The 14,036-nt window shown below is 73.9% G+C and carries 12 protein-coding genes; 5 read left to right on the top strand and 7 right to left on the bottom strand.

From position 1 onward, the window contains the following. Positions 1 to 262 precede the first annotated feature (262 nt). Positions 263 to 727 (top strand): SRPBCC family protein, encoded by a 465-nt coding sequence (locus ACLJT4_RS15910; RefSeq protein WP_411122969.1) that lies wholly within the window; start codon positions 263 to 265, stop codon positions 725 to 727. Between the two features lie 52 nt (positions 728 to 779). Here the strand turns inward: ACLJT4_RS15910 and ACLJT4_RS15915 are convergent, their stop codons facing one another. Continuing rightward, positions 780 to 1,394: a GOLPH3/VPS74 family protein gene (locus ACLJT4_RS15915; RefSeq protein WP_411122970.1), complete on the bottom strand. Its 615-nt coding sequence runs from the start codon at positions 1,392 to 1,394 to the stop codon at positions 780 to 782. 237 nt (positions 1,395 to 1,631) lie between these two features. Here ACLJT4_RS15915 and ACLJT4_RS15920 point away from each other — a divergent pair, with 237 nt between their 5' ends. Continuing rightward, positions 1,632 to 2,756, top strand: a complete 1,125-nt coding sequence (locus ACLJT4_RS15920) for a hypothetical protein (RefSeq protein WP_411122971.1) — start codon at positions 1,632 to 1,634, stop codon at positions 2,754 to 2,756. A 34-nt stretch (positions 2,757 to 2,790) separates the two neighbouring features. Here the strand turns inward: ACLJT4_RS15920 and ACLJT4_RS15925 are convergent, their stop codons facing one another. Then, entirely contained in the window at positions 2,791 to 3,207 is a 417-nt protein-coding gene (locus ACLJT4_RS15925) for an SHOCT domain-containing protein (protein WP_037631919.1), read from the bottom strand. A 253-nt stretch (positions 3,208 to 3,460) separates the two neighbouring features. On the opposite strand from ACLJT4_RS15925, the gene ACLJT4_RS15930 reads away from it, so the two are divergent. Further along, positions 3,461 to 4,171 carry a hypothetical protein gene (locus tag ACLJT4_RS15930; RefSeq protein WP_411122972.1) on the top strand — a complete coding sequence of 237 codons (711 nt, stop codon included), beginning with the start codon at positions 3,461 to 3,463 and terminating at the stop codon, positions 4,169 to 4,171. 92 nt (positions 4,172 to 4,263) lie between these two features. Continuing rightward, positions 4,264 to 6,126 (top strand): glycoside hydrolase family 15 protein, encoded by a 1,863-nt coding sequence (locus ACLJT4_RS15935; protein WP_411122973.1) that lies wholly within the window; start codon positions 4,264 to 4,266, stop codon positions 6,124 to 6,126. On the opposite strand, the gene ACLJT4_RS15940 is transcribed toward ACLJT4_RS15935, so the two are convergent. The 5 genes from ACLJT4_RS15940 to ACLJT4_RS15960 form a co-directional block, all read right to left on the bottom strand. Beyond that, the gene (locus ACLJT4_RS15940; protein ID WP_411122974.1) at positions 6,116 to 7,351 is read right to left on the bottom strand and encodes a cytochrome P450; all 1,236 of its coding nucleotides are present in this window, start codon (positions 7,349 to 7,351) and stop codon (positions 6,116 to 6,118) included. The genes ACLJT4_RS15935 and ACLJT4_RS15940 overlap by 11 nt on opposite strands. A gap of 54 nt (positions 7,352 to 7,405) precedes the next feature. Beyond that, positions 7,406 to 8,800: an NAD(P)/FAD-dependent oxidoreductase gene (locus ACLJT4_RS15945; protein ID WP_411122975.1), complete on the bottom strand. Its 1,395-nt coding sequence runs from the start codon at positions 8,798 to 8,800 to the stop codon at positions 7,406 to 7,408. After that, the gene (locus tag ACLJT4_RS15950; RefSeq protein WP_020929174.1) at positions 8,790 to 9,023 is read right to left on the bottom strand and encodes a ferredoxin; all 234 of its coding nucleotides are present in this window, start codon (positions 9,021 to 9,023) and stop codon (positions 8,790 to 8,792) included. Before ACLJT4_RS15950 ends, ACLJT4_RS15945 begins: the two co-directional genes overlap by 11 nt. Positions 9,024 to 9,260: 237 nt before the next feature. Then, the gene (locus tag ACLJT4_RS15955) at positions 9,261 to 11,984 is read right to left on the bottom strand and encodes a SpoIIE family protein phosphatase (protein WP_411122976.1); all 2,724 of its coding nucleotides are present in this window, start codon (positions 11,982 to 11,984) and stop codon (positions 9,261 to 9,263) included. Positions 11,985 to 12,122: 138 nt separating this feature from the next. After that, on the bottom strand, positions 12,123 to 12,299 hold the full coding sequence (locus ACLJT4_RS15960) for a hypothetical protein (RefSeq protein WP_411122977.1): 177 nt from the start codon (positions 12,297 to 12,299) through the stop codon (positions 12,123 to 12,125). Positions 12,300 to 12,744: 445 nt separating this feature from the next. Here ACLJT4_RS15960 and ACLJT4_RS15965 point away from each other — a divergent pair, with 445 nt between their 5' ends. Then, a complete protein-coding gene (locus ACLJT4_RS15965; protein WP_411122978.1) occupies positions 12,745 to 13,974 on the top strand; it encodes a cytochrome P450 family protein in 1,230 nt (409 codons plus the stop codon). The last annotated feature ends 62 nt before the right edge of the window (positions 13,975 to 14,036 follow it).

Genomic DNA, 14,036 nt, shown 5'->3' on the forward strand with positions numbered 1-14,036 from the left:
GGGAGGTCTCCCCACGCGCGAGACTTCGGTCCTGATGCGGCGCCCGTCGTGTGGGCCGGAGCACTGCACACAGTGCGTCGGTCGAACGACGAACGTACCTCGCCGGACGGCACCCACGGCAGGGCGTACGGAAGCACGGGACGCCCCGGGGCGTGCGCCTCGATGCCTGCACCCGGCTCCCGCCATGGGGTTGAGGACCCGCGGCCGGTGGTACCGGGCGGCGCCGCAGCCGCCGGGAAGCGACACGTCCTAGGGTTGCCCCATGTACCCGACAGAGGTGTCCCGTTACGTCAGCGCCCCGCCCGCCGCCGTCTACCGGGCGCTGCTCGACGCCCGGGCGGTCGCCAACTGGCGGGTCCCGGACGGCATGACCGGCCGGGTGCACGAGTTCGACGTCCGGGTCGGCGGCGCCTTCCGGGTCTCGCTCACCTACGACGACGGGCGGCCGGGCGTCGGGAAGTCCGCGGACCGCACCGACACCTACCACGGCCGCTTCGTGGAACTCGTGCCCTTCGAGAAGGTCGTCGAGGTGGTGCGGTTCGACACCGACGACCCGCGCTTCGCCGGCACCATGACGCTCACCACCACGCTCGTCCCCGCCGGCGCGGGCACCACCGTCGTCCTCGTCCACGCGGGCGTCCCGGACGCCGTCCCGGCGGACGCCAACGAGGCCGGTGCGCGCACGGCGTTGGCGAACCTCGCGCGCTGGGTCGAGGCCGCGGGGTGAGCCGCCGGCGCCGGTGCGGCCGCACGCCCGCGCGGCGACCGACCCCGGCGCGTCAGTCGCCGCGCCAGATGTTGTCGAAGGCGGCCTGCTCGATGGCCCGGCGTTGGCGCAGGGCCTCCAACTGCAGCAGCGCGTCGTGGACCGCGGCGAGCACGGTGTCCACGCCGTCGTCGTCCACGCTCGGTGAGGTGGTGTCGCCGCTCCCGCCCGCGCCGCGGAGCCCCAGGACCGCCCCCAGGAAGGCCAGGACGGGCTCGTCCGAGGCCCGGCGATCGGCCGCGGCGCGCCGGTCCGGGGAATCCGCCAGCACGACGTTCCCGGCCCGGAAGCGCATCCCGCGGCGCGGTTGCCGAGTCACCAGCCCGTCCGTTTCGAGGGCCGCCAGGTAGGCGGCGGACAGGCCGCGGCCCCGGCGCCACAGCCAGTCGGCGACCGACTCGTACGGCGACTCGCGGATCAGCGACGCCGCGGCCCTGGCCAGCAGCGGATCGGTGTGGGTGGGGCGGTACCCGGGCACGATGCGGTCGTCGTCCAACCTGACGGCCTCGGCGGCGAGGAGGTCGATCACCTCGGCCCCGGCGAGCGCGAGCGACAGGTCGCCCTGCTCCACCGGGCGGCCGGGCGCCACGTCCAGCGCGGTGATCATCAGGTCCCGTGATGTGGTCATGGCTCTGGTCCGCCTCGTTCGGGAGGGTCCGCCGGGAGCGCCGTCCCCGGCGCGCCCGGCGCACTCGGACGTCGGGCGCGCCGGCCCTCAGCCTCCAGCAGACCAGTTCCGGGCGGATCGTGCGCGCCGAGGAGCGACCTCGGCGCGCGGCGCCGGGCCCCTCGGGCTGTACTGGGGAAAGGCACGCCGAACGCGTGCGCACGGGGGCGGGGGAACGTCGCACAGTGTGGAGGCACCGTGGAACTGGCCTTCCTGAATGCGGTGTACGCGAGCGGGGGACCGTACGTCTGCGCCTACCTCGACACCTCACGGGACACCGCCCAGCCGGACCGGGAGATGGCTCACCGCCGACGCCGGGTCCGGGTGACACTCGCGGAACAGGGCGCCGACGACGCCACCGTGGACGCGGTCGTCGCCGTCGCGGGCCGTGACCGGGAGATCGCCGGCCGGCACGGACAGGCGATCGTCGCCAGTCGGGGGCGGGTGGTCCTGACCGAGGAGCTGCCCGAGCCGCCGGCGCGCGACGAGGCGGCCTACACCGCGCTGCCCGACCTGCTGCCGCTGGCGGTGCAGCACGCGCCGGACATTCGCTACGTCGCCGCCACCGTGCACGGCCGGCCGCGTCCGGAAGCCGCGCTGCCGGGCGAGTTGGAGCTGGCGTTCCAGGCCGGGACGTGGCCGAGCAGCGCGGTCGCGCCCGGCGTCTGCCACCGGGAGCGCGGTCCCGCCGGGCGCTGGCACGACGGCGCCGGGCCGGCCGCCGACCGGATCGTCGACCTGGCCCGGCGGACCGGCGCCGAGACGATCGTGCTCGGCGGGGTCACCTGGGCCCGCGACGCGCTGGCCGACCACCTGTCGGTGCGCTGGCGCAAGCGCCTGGTCACCGGCAGCGGGAACGGCCACCCGGTCCCCGAGGGCCGGGCCCTGATGGAGGACGACCTCGCCGCGGCGTTCCAGGGGCAACTGCGCCTCGCCGACCGGGCCCGCCTCGACCTGTTCCGGGCCCGCCGGAACAGCCGGCACGGCGCCGTCGAGGGCCTGTCGGACGTCGTGACCGCACTGCGGCGAGCCCAGGTGGGCACCGTGCTGCTCAACGTCCCGCTGGGCTTCCCGGAGCGGCTTCCGGTACCGGCCGAGGCCCCGGCACCCGACCCGGCCGACGCGGACCTGGAGCCCTACGGCGCGCTCGGCTTCCGCGGCGGACCGGCCCGGGCCGCGCTGCTCGGGGCCGCGGTGCGCACCGGCGCGGAACTCGTCGTGGTGCCGCAGCGGCAGCTGCCGTTGGCGGACGGTCTGGGCGCGCTGCTGCGGTACGCCGGACCGGAGCGCACCGCCTACTTCACCCGCCTGCTCCGCCGCTGAGGCGGAGGTGCAGGCGGGTGAATCGGCCCGTGCGTCAGTGCAGGATCTTCTCCTTGGCGCGGGCGAACTCCTCGTCGCTGATGTCGCCGCGGGCGCGGATCTCGGAGAGCTTGGCGAGCTGGTCCACCGCGCTGGTGCCGGCGCCGGCACCGGCGGTGTCGCGGATGTACCGCTCGACGTCCTCGCGCTGGGCCCGGACGTGCTGCTGTTCGCGGCGGCCCATGCCCCGGCCGCGGGCGACGACGTACACGAAGACGCCGAGGAAGGGCAGCACCAGGACGAAGACCAGCCAACCGGCCTTGGCCCAGCCGTTCATCGTGTCGTCGCGGAAGACGTCCAGCACGACCCGGAACAGCAGGATGACCCACATGATCCACAGGAAGACCCACATCGCGGTCCAGAAGGCGCCGAGCACCGGGTAGTCGTAGGCGAGGTTCACATGACCGGCCATGGCTCTCTCCTCCTCGGGACGGTCGTCACCTCCCAGCCTGGCAAGGCCGGCCCGGCAGTGCCACACGAGTTCCGCGCCCTTGCGGCGGGGCCGCCCGGGTGCTCACCCGAGTGGCCCGGGCGAACCGGTGCGGGGCGCGGCCCGGTCGTAGAACTGGCAGTCAGGCGCCTGCCGCAACCGCCGGTGGACCGGCCGGTCCGGGCCCGCCGCGCGGTCGTCGGACGGCGGGCGTGACGAGCAGCGGGAGAACGCGATGCGAACGACCGACGGGACCACGGCAACGGCCCGCGTGCTGCGGACACCCCGGGTCGCGGCGGTGGCCGGGATGGTCTCCGCGGTGCTGCTGGGGGTCGCCGTCCTCCTCGTGCGCCTGGCGGTCCCCGAGCACTCCGAGGACGCCGCCGACTGGATCCGCGACACCTCCCAGCGGGGCTTCCTGCACACCGCACTGATGCTGTTGCCGTTCGCCGGGATCTTCTTCCTGTGGTTCATGGGCGCGGTGCGGGACTTCGTCGGCGCCGCCGAGGACCGGTTCTTCTCGACGCTGTTCCTCGGCAGCGGACTGCTCTTCGTGGCGATGCTGTTCGTGCTCGCGGCGACGACCGGCAGCCTGCTGGCCGTGACGGACGCGTCGCCCTCGGCGTCGGCGGGGGAGCGGGTGCTCTGGCAGTACGGCCGCCACCTCGTCCTGGAGCTGCTGACCAGCTACGCGACGCGGATGGCCGCCGTGTTCGTGGTGTCGACCACCACCATCGGGCACCGGCTCGGCATCTTCCCCCGCTGGCTGGTGTGGCTGGGCTACCTCGTCGCGTTGGTGCTGCTCTTCGCCGTCGGCGGCGAGGGCCACGTCGAACTCGTCTTCCCGCTGTGGATGCTGGCCGTCAGCAGCCACGTCTTCGTGATCACTCTGCGCCGTCACCGGAGCGGCGGCCGGCCGGGCTCCACCGGGGCGGACGCGGCCTGAGCCCCGCACCGCCCGGCCCCGGCCGCCGCTTTCGCGCGCCCGTCGGCGCGGGCTGACAGTGGAGGTACACGCCCCACGGAAGCGGGATGATCATGGAACGGTACCCAGCCATCGCGGACCACGGCGTCGTCGGCGACCTCCAGACCGCGGCGTTGGTCTCGTCCGAAGGGGTCGTCGACTGGTTCCCGGCGCCCCGGTTCGACTCGCCCAGCGTCTTCGCCGCCCTCCTCGACCACGACCGCGGGGGCCACTTCCGCTTCGCCCCGGAAGGCCGGGGCAGCACCTGCAAACAGCTCTACTACCCGGACACCGCCGTGCTCGTGACCCGCTTCATGTCCCCCGACGGCGTCGGCGAGGTCTTCGACTGCATGCCCCCGGACCGCACCGGTACGCCGTCCGCCCGGCACGTGCTGCTCCGCGGCGCCCGGGCGGTCCGCGGCACGGTCCGCTTCGACCTGGAATGCCGGCCGCGCTTCGACTACGCGCGGGCCGCCCACACCTGCGACCTGCACGACGGCACCGCCACCTTCAGGGCGCCCGGCGTCACCGCGCACCTGCAGAGCACCTTCCCGCTGGACCGCGACGGCGACGACGCGGTGGGCACCGTCACGCTGCGCACCGGACAGGTGGCCGGGGCCGTCCTCACCGTCGACGCCGCACCCGACGCGCCCGCCCCGCCGCCGCTGACCCCGGACGCCGTGGCGGAGCGCTTCTGGGAGGTCGTGGACTTCTGGCAGCGCTGGGTGCGCACCTCCCGCTACCGGGGGCGGTGGCCGGGGGCCGTGCACCGCTCGGCGATCACCCTCAAACTGCTCACCTACGCCCCCACCGGCGCACCGGTCGCCGCCGCCACCATGGGACTGCCGGAACAGGTCGGCGGCGAACGCAACTGGGACTACCGCTACACCTGGGTCCGCGACGGGTCGCTGTCCGTCCGGGCCCTGCTCGACCTGGGATTCGCCGAGGAGGCGGCGCAGTTCACCCGCTGGTTGGGAGACCGCCTCCAGCCCGCGGCGGACGATCGGCACGAACCGCTCCAGATCATGTACCGGGTGGACGGCGACCCCGACCTCCCGGAGGAGGTGCTGTCCCATCTGGAGGGCTACCGCGGTTCGGCCCCGGTGCGCGTCGGCAACGCCGCCACCGACCAGTTGCAGCTGGACATCTACGGCGAGGCGCTCTACGCCCTGTCGGAGGGGCGCGAGATCGCCATGCGGGCCGGCTACCACGGCTGGAAGAACCTCGCCCGCACCCTGGACTGGCTCGCCGACTCCTGGGACCGGCCCGACGAGGGCATCTGGGAGACCCGCGGCGGACGCAAGGAGTTCACGTTCAGCCGGATGATGTCGTGGGTGGCCTTCGACCGGGGCCTGCGCCTGGCCGCCGTGTACAGCCGGCCCGCCGACACCGTCCGGTGGACCGCGGCCCGCGACGCCATCCTCGAACAGGTCATGCAGCGCGGCTGGGACGCCGAGCAGCGGGCGCTCGTCCAGCACTACGACGGCGCGGTGCTCGACGCGTCGCTGCTGCTCCTGCCGCGCGTGGGCTTCCTGGCGCCCCAGACGGAGAGTTGGCTCTCCACCCTGGACGCGATCGAGCGCACCCTGGTGTCGGACAGCCTCGTCTACCGCTACGACCCGCTCGCCTCGCCCGACGGCCTGCGCGGCTCCGAAGGCACCTTCAGCCTGTGCACCTTCCTCTACGTCGACGCCCTGGCCCGGGCCGGCCGGCTCCGACCGGCCCGCTACGCCTTCGAGAAGATGCAGACCTACGCCAACCACGTCGGCCTCTTCGCGGAGGAAATCGGCCCCGGCGGCGAGCAGTTGGGCAACTTCCCGCAGGCGTTCACCCACCTGTCGCTCATCATGGCCGCCACCACCCTGGACGACGCCCTCGACCGGCAGCGGGACGACGAGCCGTGGCGGGACGGCCCGCCCGGCCGCCTCAGTCCCTGATCCCGCCGATGGTCAGCGGCAGGTGCCGGGGGCCGCGCAGCACCGCGTTCTGCCGGTACGGCGGCGGGTCCTCGACCAACTGCGGGGCGTCGAGCCGGCGGACGAGTTCGGTCAGCGCGAGCTGCGCCTCCAACCGGGCGAGCGGCGCACCGAAGCAGCTGTGCAGCCCGTGGCCAAAACCGAGGTGCTGGTTGTCGGGGCGGTCGGGGACGAACCGGTCCGGGTCGGTGAAGCGCTGCGGGTCCCGGTTGCCGGACGCCACCATCAGATAGACGGACGCCCCCTTGGGGATGACCGTGCCGGCGACCTCGATCTCGGCCAGCGTCGTGCGCTGCGGCAGCATCTGCACGGGCGGCTCGAACCGCAGCAACTCCTCGACGAGCGGCACCGCCAGATCGGGGTCGGTGCGCAACCGTTGGAGCACGTCCGGGTGCCGCAGCAGGGTGAGCATCCCGTTGGTGATGAGGTTGACCGTGGTCTCGTGGCCGGCGATCAGCAGCAGCACCGAGGTGGTGATCATCTCCACCGGGGACATCTGCCCGTCCGGGCCGTGCTCGGTGGCCAGGGCGGACAGCATGTCGTCCCGGGGAGAGCGCCGGCGCTCCTCGATCAGCCCGGCCAGATACCTGGCGAGGTCGCGCCGGGCCTGCTGCACGGCCTGCATCTTGGCCGCGCGCTCCTCGGGCGTGCCGACCGGGTCGAGGCCGGCGGCGATCGTGTCGGCCCACTCGTGGAAGTGCGTCTCGTCCTCGCGCGGCACGCCCAGGATCCGGCAGATCACGGTGACCGGGAACGGATACGACACGTCGTCGACGAGGTCGATGGCGTCCCGCCCGCGCAGGCCGTCGATGAGCCCGGTGACGATCCCGGCCAGCTCGCCGTGCATCTCGAACACCCGGCGCGGGGTGTGCGGCGGCCCGAACGGGCGCATGGCCAGCCGGCGCAGCCGGTCGTGCTCCGGGGGGTCGAGCCGGAGGAACGACGGCGGCAGGTTGGGGTCCTGCTCCTGGCCGGTGGCCTCGGCCGCCTCGGGCGTCAGGTTCCGGGCGTCGGAGCTGATCCGCGGGTCGTGCAGCAGCCCCTTGACCGCCCAGTACGTGCTGACCAGATAGGGCCCCGCCTCGTCGCGCACCACCGGCGTCCGGCGCAGTTCGGCGTAGAGCGGGTACGGGTCGGGGCGGTTGGCGTAGTCGAGGACCTGGCGCAGGAGTGCGACCGACGTCATGGGCGTGTCCTTCCAAGGTGCTGCGGCCGGGGACGACCGGTCGGCGTACTCGGGTCAGGCGCGTCGCGGGGTGAACGAGACGCGCCGGTCGGTCGGGGAGTACCCGCTGAGGGTGACGGTGGGGCCGTGGCTGGGCTGCGAGGGGTCCGGGAAGCCGGCCGCCACCGGCTGCCGGCCCTCGGGGCGCCGGTCGACCGTGGTGAACTCCGGCGGGAACGACGCGGCCCGCTCGATCTGCCGCTCGTAGAAGTCCAGCCACTTCGCCTGGTCGAAGGTGACCGCGGCGATGACCCGCCCCTGGAAGCCGTAGGCCGCGGTGAAGCGCTGCTCGGCGAGCGACCCTTGGGTGACCATGATCTGGTCGGCCATCGGCGGCACGCCGACGGACTTGATGTTGACGCCGAACTGCGCCGACCAGAAGGACGGCATCCACAGGTGCGGCCGCCGCTCGGCACTGGCACTGACCATGTTGTGGGCCGCGACCTCGGCCTGCGCCACCGCGTTGCCCCAGTGCTCCAACGACAGGAACTGGTAGCCGAAGAGCGGATGCGGCGAACGGGCCACGTCACCGGCGACGAAGACGTCGTCCGTGACGATGCCCCGGACGTCGAACGCGCGGCACCCCGCGTCGCAGGCGATGCCGCGCGGGCCGGCGCCCAGCCCGGAGTCCGCGAGCCATTCGGTGTTGCGGGTGGCGCCCAGAGCGACGACCACCACGTCGCACGCGACCGCGGTGCCGTCCGAGAAGTGCGCCGTGCGCACCCGGCCGGCGGAGTCCCCTTCCAACCCGGTGACCTGCACCCCGCACCGCAGGTCGACGCCGTGTGCGCGCTGGAGTTCCGCGGCCACCTCGCCGACCACCCCGCCGAGCGCGCCCACCAGCGGCGCCGCGCCGCGTTCGGCCACGGTGACCGGCACGTCCCGCTCGCGGCAGGCGGAGGCGATCTCCGAGCCGGTGAAACCGGCCCCGATCACCAGCACCCGCCGCGGCCCGGCCGCCAGCCGGTGGTGCAGTTGCACGGCGTCGTCCTGCGTGCGCAGCACGAACACCCCGTCGAGTTCGGCCTCCAACTCGTGGGGCCACGGACGGGCCCGCACCCCGGTGGTGATCAGCAGCCGGTCGTAGTCGAGCACATCGCCGTCGGCCAACCGCACCCGCTTGGCCGCCAGGTCCAGCCCGGTGGCCGCGGACCCGAGCCGCCACTGCGCGTCGACCGGACGGACCCTGGGCAACCGCGTGTGGTCCGCCGGCACCTTGCCCAACAGGACCTGCTTGGACAGCGGCGGCCGGTCGTACGGCTCGTGGGGCTCGTCGCCGACCAGGGTGAGTGTGCCCGCGAAGCCCTCCGCGCGCAGCGCCTCGGCGGCCCGCAGACCGGCCAGCGACGCACCGACGACGACGATGCGCCCCTCGCGCCGGAACGCCTCCAGGTATCCGTCAATCGTCACGGGACCCACCCGCCTCCGCCGCGCCGTCCAGGTCCGCGTAGTCGAGGGTGATGGCCTTCACCGGGCAGGCGTCCGCCGCCCTGCGCACGTGCTCCCGCTGGGAGTCGTCGGCCTGCGGGTCGTACATCAGCGCCTCGTCCCCGTGCATGGTGAACACGTCCGGCGCGAGGAAGGCGCACTGGGCGTACCCCTGGCACCGGTTGAGATCGACCACAAGCCTCATGAACTCTCCGCTCTCCGCGACGTGATCGGCGCACGGCGGCCGTGCGCGCGGGTGCACCACCGGATCGAGGCCGGCCCCGGTCCAGGATGGGGAGCCCGCCGGCGCGTCGCACGCCCGCCCGGCCGTCGGGGTGAGTCACCGGCCGGCACGGGACACCAGGGCGTCCCCGGCACCGCCGGCGCCCTCGGCACGTACGGCTTCGGGGGTGGGTGGTGCCGCCGGCCGCGGGCTGAGGGGCTACGGAGCGGGCTGTGGCCCCTCGGACCCCGCAGGCTCCTCCGCGCCGTTCGCCGGCAGCGGCTGCTCCGCCCAGATGACCTTGCCCTGCGGGGTGTAGCGGGTGCCCCACCGCTCGGTGAGCTGGGCCACCAGGAACAGGCCGCGCCCGCCCTCGTCGGTCGTCGCCGCGTACCGCAGGTGCGGCGAGGTGTTGCTGCCGTCGGCCACCTCGCAGACCAGGCTGCGGTCGCGGAGCAGCCGGGCCCGCACCGGTGGTGAGCCGTACCGGAGCGCGTTGGTGACCAGCTCGCTGATCACGACCTCGGTCGCGAAGGCGAGGTCGTCCAGGCCCCACTCGGCGAGCTTGGCGGAGATGCTGGAGCGCATCCCGGCGACGGCCGCGGGGTCGAACGGCACGTCCCAGGAGGCGACGTGGTCCGGGCCGAGCACCCGGGTGCGGGCGATCAGCAGCGCCACGTCGTCGCGCGGGCGTTCCGGGAGCAGACGGTCCAGGACCGCCCGGCAGTTCTCCTCCGGGGACCGGCCCGGCCGGGACAGCGCGCCGCGCAGCATCTCCATGCCCACGTCGATGTCCCGGGTGCGCTCCTCGACCAGCCCGTCGGTGTACAGCACGATCTGGGTGCCCTCGGGCAGGTGCAGTTCCGTGGTCTCGAACGGCACGTCGCCCAGCCCCAGGGGCGGGCCGGCCGGCAGCTCCGGGAACTCCACGGTGCCGTCGGGGTGGACCAGCGCCGGCGGCGGGTGGCCGGCCCGGGCCATGCCGCAGCGCCGGGAGACCGGGTCGTAGATCGCGTACAGGCAGGTGGCACCGGTCACGATGGTGTCGCTGCCGGTCTCGGCCTCCTCCTGGTCGATCTGGTCGACGAGGTCGTTGAGGTGGCCCAGCAGCTCGTCGGGCGTGAGGTCGAGAGTGGAGAAGGTGTGCACCGCGGTGCGCAGCCGGCCCATGGTGGCCGCGGCGTGCAGGCCGTGGCCGACGACGTCGCCGACGACCAGCGCGACCCGGCTGCCGGAGAGCGGGATGACGTCGAACCAGTCACCGCTCACCCCCGACTGGGCGGGCAGGTAGCGGTGGGCCACCTCCATGGCGCTCTGCTCGGGCAGGGTGCGCGGCAGCAGACTGCGTTGCAGGGTCACCGCCAGGGCGTGTTCGCGCGTGTACCGGCGGGCGTTGTCGATGCTCAGTGCGGCGCGCGCGACCAGTTCCTCGGCCAGCGACCGCTCCTCCTCGTCGAACGGTTCCGAGCCCTGGGCGCGCCAGAAGTTGGCCACGCCCAGGATGTTGCCGCGGGCCCGCAGCGGCGTGGTGATCAGCGAGTGGATGCCGCACGCCAGGACCTGCCGGGCCCGCTCGGGGTCCTGGAGCTGCCAGGTGGGGGTGGTCGACAGGTCCGGAACGACCTGGGAGCGGCCGCTGGCCATCCCGCGGGCCTGGGGCGTGCCGTCCACGAAGGTGATGGGGGTGCCGGCGGGCAGGAACGGGTGGTCGGCGCGGACGCCGTGCGCGGCGGTGCGGCGCATCTGCTGGGCGCCGCTGCCGGTCGGCTCGTCGCCGTGCAGGACCGGGGCCGCCAGGTCGACGGTGACGTAGTCGGCGAACCGCGGGACGGCGACGTCGGCGAGTTCCTCGGCGGTCCGGGCCACGTCGAGGGTGGTGCCGACGCTCACCCCGGCGTCGTAGAGCAGCCGCAGACGCTCGTGGGCGACCTCGGCGCGGCCGGACAGCAGCCGCAGCTCGGTGGAGTCGCGGATGGTGGTGACCGTGCCCATGCCGGCGGCGTGCCGGTCGGTGGGCCGCTGGTTCACCGCGAGGAGCCGGCCGCCCGTCTGGTGGATCTCGTCGGTGGCGGACCGGCCCGACGACAGGAGGCCGGCCAGTCCCGGGGCGAGGCCGGGCAGCTGGGACACCGCCCGGCCCTCGGCGTCGTCGGGCAGCGCCAGCAGCCGCCTGGCCTCGTCGTTGGCCAGCAGCAGCCGGCCTTCGGCGCTGGTGATGACCACGCCCTCCCGCACGGCGTGCAGCACCGCCTCGTGGTGCTCGTACATGCGGCTCATCTCGACGGACCCCAGGCCGCGGGTCTGGCGCCGCAGCCTGGTGGTGATCACCGCCGTGGCGGCCGTGGCGAGGGCCAGCGCCGCACCGCTGATGATGAAGATCACCGGGAGGTGGCCGGCGATCGCGCGGCTCACGCTCGCCACCTTCATCCCCGCGGCGACCAGGCCCACCACCGTGCCGTGGGAGTCGTCGACGGGCACGATGGCCTGCACCTCGTGGCCGAGCGGCCCGGACACGCTCTCGACGTGGACCCGGCCGGCCAACGAGGGGCCGATGGTGCCGACGAACGGCTTGCCGATCTCCCGCGGAATCGGGTGGGTGTAGCGGATGCCGTGGGTGTTCATCACGACGATGAAGTCGACGCCGGCGCGTTGGCGGGCCGCCTCGGTGAGGGGTTGCAGGATCTTCGACGGGTCCGGGGAGCGGAGTGCGGCCTGGACGCCTGGGGAGTGGGCGAACGTCTCCGCGACCGCCACCGAGCGGCTGCGCGCCTCCTCCTCGGCGTCGTGCCGGGACGTCAGCAGCAGCGCCGCCAGCGCGCCCAGGACGAGCAGGAGACCGACGGTGAGTTGGAGCAGGAAGACCTGCCCCGCGAGACTCTGCGGGCGTCGTTCGGTCAGTGACCGTACTGTTGCGCGCCGGTATCGGCCGGACCCTGCGGCCATGTTGCTATTTCTAACACTCCCCGGGCGGGCCCGCCGCCCTGCCGCCCCTCGTGTACGCCGTCGGCGCCATTCAGCCACCCGGGCACGCACCCTGACCGGTCGGCCACCCCCGGTGACCGTGGGGTGGCGGCCGACCGCTCACCGCGGACTTCCCGGGTGGGGGCGGACGCGCGCCGCCGGCACGGTGCCGTCGTGGTGGTGGGCGGGCCGGTCGTGGCGGCTGGCGACGGCGCGGGGCGAGCGGATGTCGCACTCGGCCGCGCCGGCACCGGCCGGGCCGACCGGGACGCGTACCGCGAGGTTCACCGTGTGCACGTGCTGCCGCTCCGTCCTTCGTGCGTCGCCGTCCCCACGGTAGGCGGCCCGTGCGGTGCGCGGGTAGGGGAGGGGACGGGGGGTTCCCCATTCGGTCCCAGCGTGACGGGGGTGGGCGGTGGTGCGGTCGGGCCGGCAGGGGGACGGGTCCGTTCCGTTTCCGCCGGACGGGCGGCGCCCGACCGGGCGGTCCGACATCGCCGGTCGCCGGTGTGCCCGCGCGGCCCCGCGACGCCCGCCGGGCAGGCCGCGAGGGGTACGACGTCGCCTCCGTTGGCTGCGCGTCGACCGGGCAGGCCGGCCTAGTAGACGTGGGCGTCTCCCCACGCGACATCGCCGGAGCCCGGGCAGGGGCCGATGCGGCGGAATCACCGGATCCCCGCAGTGAATCCTCGTGATAGTGGACGTCCGGCATGCCACCACAGGTACGGCGAGGAGAGCCCCAGTGAGCGACCTTGCGTCATTCGACGTGACGAACCCGTTGTTCAAGGCCAACCCCCATGATTTCTACGCCGGGTTACGGGAGTCGGGCCCCGCGCACATGGTGCACCTCCCGGGCTACGGGGACGTCTGGCTCGTCACCGGCTACGCGGACGCCCGAGCCGCGCTCGCCGACCCGGGCCTTTCCAAGGCCCCGGCCAATGTGCCCGCGAGCCTGCGGAATGCCATGGTGGAAGCCGGCGAACGGGACGGCTTCCAGCTCATGGCCCACATGCTCAACAGCGATCCGCCCGACCACACCCGGCTGCGCAAGCTGGTGGTCCGGACGTTCACCGCCCGGCGGGTGCGCGCACTGCGGCCCCGCATCCAGGAAATCACCGACGCGCTCCTCGACGAGGTGGTGGCGAAGGGCAGCGCCGATCTGATGGACGACCTGGCGTTCCCGCTGCCGATCACGGTCATCTGCGAACTGCTCGGTGTACCGGCGGAGGACCGCGACGACTTCCGGCGCTGGACGTCGATCCTGGTCTCCGAGGACGAGGCGCTGCGCCCTCAACTCCAGGACACCTTCGCGCAACTGAACGCCTACCTGACCGATCTGGTGCGGCACAAGCACGTCGCCCCGGACGACGGGCTGCTCTCCGCACTGGTCTCGGTGGCGGAGGACGGCGACTCGCTCGACGACGACGAAGTGGTCTGGATGGCCTTCCTGTTGCTCGTCGCCGGTCACGAGACCACCGAGAACCTCATCGGCAACGGCATGCTCGCGCTCCTGAGCAACCCCGAGCAGCTCGCCGCCCTGCGCGCCGACGCGTCGCTGCTCCCCACGGCGGTGGAGGAGATGCTGCGCTATGAAGGGCCGGTGGAGACGACCACGTGGCGCTTCACGACCAGGCCGGTCGAGATCGGCGGGGTGACGATCCCGGCGGACCAGACAGTGGTGGTCGTGCTGGCCTCCGCCAACCGTGATCCGTCCCGCTTCGCCGACCCCGGTCGCTTCGACGTCTCGCGGGAGGACAACCAGCACGTGGCGTTCGGCCACGGCATCCACTACTGCCTGGGAGCCCCGTTGGCCCGCCTGGAGGGGCAGATCGCCATCGGAACCGTCCTACGGCGGCTGCCCGACGTCCGGCTCGCCGTGGACGAGGGGGACCTCCGGTGGCGGCTCGGAATCGTCATGCGCGGGCTGCACAACCTCCCCGTGCGCTTCACTCCCAGCGGGCCGGAACACTGATTCCGCAGCCGTCTTCGACGGCCCCCTTCCGAACTCCGCTGCCCGACGGCAACCGGGACCGG

It is taken from the genome of Streptomyces sp. x-19, from assembly GCF_046549115.1.
Lineage (GTDB): Bacteria > Actinomycetota > Actinomycetes > Streptomycetales > Streptomycetaceae > Streptomyces > Streptomyces albulus_C.